The organism is Pinirhizobacter sp. (genome assembly GCF_035317885.1).
In the GTDB taxonomy this organism is placed as follows: Bacteria; Pseudomonadota; Gammaproteobacteria; order Xanthomonadales; family Rhodanobacteraceae; genus Pinirhizobacter.
The window spans coordinates 1-4770 of the sequence record NZ_DATHFX010000514.1; the positions used below are offsets into that span (position 1 = coordinate 1).

Below are 4770 nucleotides of genomic sequence, written 5' to 3' on the forward strand. Positions count from 1 at the left end.
ACTTGCCGCCGCCGCCGCCGCCGCTCGCGTGCGCAAGGCCGGCCAGGCCGCCACCCTGCCGCGCACCGAGCGCGATATTCCCATCCATATCGTGGGCATCATCTCGGTGGTTTGCCTGTTGCCGATCATCTGGTTGCTCTACGACTTCAGCGCGGTGGGTACGCTGGCCAGCCACGCGTGGCTGCTGGCGATCAGCGGGCTGGTCTATATCGTGGTGATGAGCTTCTTCGTTTCGGCTGTGTGCGGTTACATGGCGGGCCTGATCGGCTCGTCGAACAGCCCGCTCTCGGGCGTGGGCATCCTGGTGGTGATTGGTGCCGCCCTGTTGCTGGTGTTCGGGGTGAAGCCCCTGCTGGGCGCAGACGCCGGCAAGGCCCTGGTGGCCTTCGCCCTGTTTGCCACGGCGGTAGTGTTCGCCGTGGCGACCATCGCCAACAACAACCTGCAGGACCTGAAAACCGGCCAGCTGGTGGATGCCACGCCGTGGCGCCAGCAGGTGGCGCTGATCGTCGGCGTGCTGGCGGGCGCGGCGGTGATCCCCCCGGTACTGGATCTGATCAACCAGGCCTACGGCTTCGCCGGGGCGCCGGGTGTCGACCCTTCGCGCGCCTTGCCCGCCCCTCAGGCAGCCTTGATCTCGGCATTGGCCCAGGGCGTGATCGAAGGAAACCTGGACTGGTCCGTGCTTGGCCAGGGGGCGCTGATCGGCGTGGGCATCATCATCATCGATACCATCCTCCGCCGCACCACCTCGGCCAGCCTGCCGCCGCTGGCGGTGGGCCTGGGGATCTACCTGCCCAGCTCCACCACGCTGATGATCGTGGTCGGCGCGGTGGTGGGCTGGTGGTTCGATCGCCGCGCCGACCGTGGACCGCGCGCCGAGCCCACCAAACAGCTGGGCGTCCTGTTGGCGTCGGGCATGATCGTCGGCGAAAGCCTGATAGGGGTGCTCCTGGCAGCACTGGTGGTGTTCTCGCACAAGGCCACGCCGCTGGCGCTGGTGGGCGAGGAATTCGGCACGGCCGCCCTGTGGATCGGCGGCATCGCCTTCACCGCCGTGATCACCGCGATGTACCTGTGGATTTCCCGCGTGGCCAGGCGCCAGGTGGTTTAACCCACCTCGTTGTCGTGCTGCCCCAATACCGGGGCAGCGAAGGGCTCGGGGCCGGGGGTGCGGCCGAACTTCACCGGGTGGGTAACGCCACGATAGGTTCCCACGGTGGGATGTTCGAAAGTCGCCACCAGGCCCTCGGCGGCCACCTGCGGATGGTCGAACATGTCCTCGATGCGCCGCGCCGCGGCGCTGGGCACGTCATCGCCGAAGATGGCCTCCCATTCCATCGCCGTGCGTGCCGCCAGCGCCGCATGCAGGCGCGGCACGATCTCCGCGTGGTGCTCGGCGCGCTTGCGCACGGTGTCGTATCGCTCGTCGCCATGCAGGTCCAGGCCCGTGCGCTCGCACAGCGCCTTCCAGAAGCGCGGCGTGTTGGCCGAGATGTAGATGTAGCCCTCGCGGGTGGGATGGATGCCGGTGACGCCGCCCGAGCGCATGTCCCGGCCGATGTCCAGCGATTCACCTTCCGCCCAGATCATCCGCGCCGACTGCATGGTGAGCGCGCTGCGCAGCAGCGACACGCCGACGAACTGGCCCAGCCCACTGTGTTCGCGTTCGTACAGTGCGGAGGAAACGCCCGCAGCCAGCAACGCGGCGGCGTAGTAATCGACCACCGAGCCGTAGATCACTTCCGGCGGCCCACCGCGCTTACCCTGCAGCGCGCACATGCCAGTCATGGTCTGCAGCACCTGGTCGTAGCCGGCCTTGTCGCGCATCGGACCGTCCTCGCCGTAGCCGGTGACCGCGCAGTAGATGAGCCGCGGGTTCACCAGGTTGAGCCGGTCGTGGTCGATGCCCAGCCGCGCCGGTACGCTGGGACGGAAGTTGTGCACCAGCACGTCGGCGTCGCGCACCAGCCGCAGCAGCGCGGCATGGTCATCCGCACGCTTGAGGTCGAGCACGATGCCGCGCTTGCTGCGATTCACCCCGAGGAAGGCGCGGCTCTCGGCGGCCAGGGTGGACGGATACTGCCGCAGGTTGTCGCCGCCGGGCGGCTCGACTTTGATGACGTCGGCGCCCTGGTCGGCCAGCAGCGTGCAGCCGTAGGGTCCGGCGATATACGCGGAAAGATCGAGCACTCGCACGCCTGCCAGCGGACCTGCCTGCGCGCGTGGCGCCTGTTGCCTGGGTGATTCCATGCGCTGCTCGTTCATCCGGTTGCCAACCCCTCGACGACGTCACTTTGCAATAGGCGGCCGATGGGAAAAAGCAGCCTGGGATATGTTCTTAAGCGACAAATTCTTGTGTAACGAGGATGCCCTCATGAAACCGGGGTAGATGGCGCCAGCGGCAGCCAGGTGAGGCGCCATGCGCCGTCACCGCGACCACCGGCGGCGAAGTACGGTGTGAAGACCAGCGGCGGCCTGTAACCAAGCTCGACGATGAGGCTTGGCGAAGCGGCCTCGTACCGAAGCCAGTGTTCAGGCGGGCCGTCGGGAAGGCGCACGCTCTCGCTCGCCTTGAAACCATCGATAAGCCCCGTGGCGTACACCAGCGGCCCGTGGGTGAACGCCACGTACTCCTCGTGGAGCACTTCCTGGCGTACGGGGCTGCCGTCGGGGGCCAACGACTCCTGCACGTTGCGGTTCGTCCGATGGTGCAACAGTGGCTGCGCCGGGAATTGCGCTTCGATCTCATCGCCATCGCACCACTGGCGCGTGAGGGCGACAAACGCCCCGGCTTCCACGGCGCCGTCGACCACGCGGCTATTGACGGCGAGGGAGGGCGCGATGGTCCATGACGGTATGCGCACGCGCACGGTAAAACGCGCCTGGCCGTGCATGGCCACTCGGATGCGTACCTTCCCGTCGTAGGGATACGAGGTGAGCGACACCAGTCGCACGCCGCCGGCGATATCGAAACTCGCCTCGCCCGGCCCATGCACGTTTACGGCAAGCGTATGGTCGTCAACCTGGGTGAACGCGACACCGGGCAATTCCTCCAGCGCCATCGCGCCGCTGGACTTGCAACAGCGCCAGTACGTGGTGTGCACGCGCCGGCCGTTGGGGAACACGTAGTAGCACCGGTCCTCGCCGTCGGGCGCCTGCGCGGCGAGCAGGTCGTTATAGGCGGAGCGCTCGATTTCCTCGGCGTATTTGGCCTCGCCGGTGATACGTAGCAACTCACGGTTGAGCTGCATCCACGCGAGCGTGGAGCACGTTTCCACGTAGCCGTTCGGGCTGAACACGCCGGGCGGATTGAAGCATTCGCGCGAGCGATGCGCTACTCCACCCCAGGGACCGCCACCAAGGGTCAGGTGGTGATCGCGGATGCTTTGCCAAAGCATTTCCACGGCGAGCCGATGCTCATCCTGGCCCGTGGCACGGTAAAGCTTCGCCAGGCCCACCAGGTTCCACGCCAGCTGATAAGCCTTGCCCGTGGCGATGAAGGCCGCATCGGTGCCTGCCAGGGCTTTTCGCACCAGGCCAAGCTCGCGGTGGGCGTCGGCCTGGCGCAGCACCGTATTCGCAAGCTCCAGGTAGCGATCGTTTCCCGTGACGAAGAAAAGCTCCACGGCCGGATCCAGCAACACCGTCGCCGACATGCCGTGGTGGTTGCCGAGGTCGGTGATATCGATGCCGCCCTGGCCGAGTGTCCGCAGGCACAGCTCGCCGATCTTGCAGGCGGCCGCCAGGCACGGCGGTGAGTCGAACTGCCGGTGGACTTCCAGCAACCCAAGCACGAGGTAGGCGTGGGTCCAGATATCCCAGGTGCGCACGCTGGGCGCGCCATCCCAAGTGCCGGGCTTGGGTGGTTGTGGCTGCATGAAGCGCCGGTCGGCCGCGTAGGTGCCGAGGTAACCGTCAGCTTCCTGCGCTCCCACCAGGAATTCGGCCACGCGCAGTACACGGGCCCGAAACGATGCGTCGTGGCTGCGTGCCGCGGCGCGTGCGGCAGCGACCAGCCACTTGCCCGCATGCTCGCCATACCAGTCGCCTTCGCGGTTCTGCTCCCGGCGAGCGGGCGCGAACATAGCGATCGCCGGGCTATTCTCATCGACGATAAAATGCGAAAGACGGCCGTGCAGGTTGGCGTCGAGTGCGTCGCCGAGCAAGCCACCCAGCCTGGTGGTGGATACGGTCATTGCAACGCTCCGGCTACGGCTTCGATGTCCTGCGGGGTGAGCCCCGCCGCTTGCGCGCGCATCAGGCCGCGTCCACCACGCAGCGAAAGCCCACGCAACCGGAGCGGTCCTTGCACGGCGACATCAACAGGTACTTGCCATGCTGGTCCAGCCGGTAGGCCTGCGGGAAATACCAGTGCGAAGTCTGCGGCAGGTAACTGCTGCCACCGCGAAGTACCGCGGCACGCGTGTGCTCGTCGACGTACTCGTCCGTCCATTGCCAGACATTGCCGACAAGGTCGAGCACACCGAACGGGCTGGCGCCGCCCGGATGCGCATCCACGTCGTCGGGCGCGCGAAGCGTGCGGCCACGGTTCGTCGCGGGAATTCTCGAGGGATCGGCTTCATTTCCCCAGGGATAGCGCCTGCCATCGGTGCCCTGCGCCGCATACTGCCACTCCCATTCGTGCGGCAGGCGTTTGCTGGCCCAGGCGGCGTAAGCACGGGCGTCTTCCAGGGCCACCCAGACGACGGGTTTATTCATCTCGCCAGGAAGAGGTTCGCCGTCGCGCCAGTGGCGCAGGAAGCTGTG

General features: G+C 66.9%; 4 protein-coding genes. 1 reads left to right on the forward strand and 3 read right to left on the reverse strand.

Annotated elements, in window-relative coordinates; genetic code table 11:
- On the forward strand, positions 1–1114 hold a 1114-nt coding region (locus tag VK519_RS16845), incomplete at its 5' end, for an OPT family oligopeptide transporter (RefSeq protein ID WP_324351681.1).
- Here VK519_RS16845 and VK519_RS16850 read toward each other — a convergent pair.
- From VK519_RS16850 to VK519_RS16860, 3 genes are all read right to left on the reverse strand, one after another.
- Positions 1111–2253 (reverse strand): CaiB/BaiF CoA transferase family protein, encoded by a 1143-nt coding sequence (locus VK519_RS16850; RefSeq protein WP_324351683.1) that lies wholly within the window; start codon positions 2251–2253, stop codon positions 1111–1113. The two genes, VK519_RS16845 and VK519_RS16850, sit on opposite strands and share 4 nt — an antisense overlap.
- A 122-nt stretch (positions 2254–2375) precedes the next feature.
- Positions 2376–4199, reverse strand: a complete 1824-nt coding sequence (locus tag VK519_RS16855; RefSeq protein ID WP_324351685.1) for a glycoside hydrolase family 127 protein — start codon at positions 4197–4199, stop codon at positions 2376–2378.
- Between the two features lie 61 nt (positions 4200–4260).
- A partial coding sequence (locus VK519_RS16860; RefSeq protein WP_324351687.1) for a formylglycine-generating enzyme family protein occupies positions 4261–4770 on the reverse strand: 510 nt, incomplete at its 5' end.

Coding starts and splice junctions, on each gene's coding strand:
- VK519_RS16850 (WP_324351683.1), bottom strand. CDS start 2,253: ATGGAATCACCCAGGCAACAGGCGCCACGCGCGCAGGCAGGTCCGCTG.
- VK519_RS16855 (WP_324351685.1), bottom strand. CDS start 4,199: ATGACCGTATCCACCACCAGGCTGGGTGGCTTGCTCGGCGACGCACTC.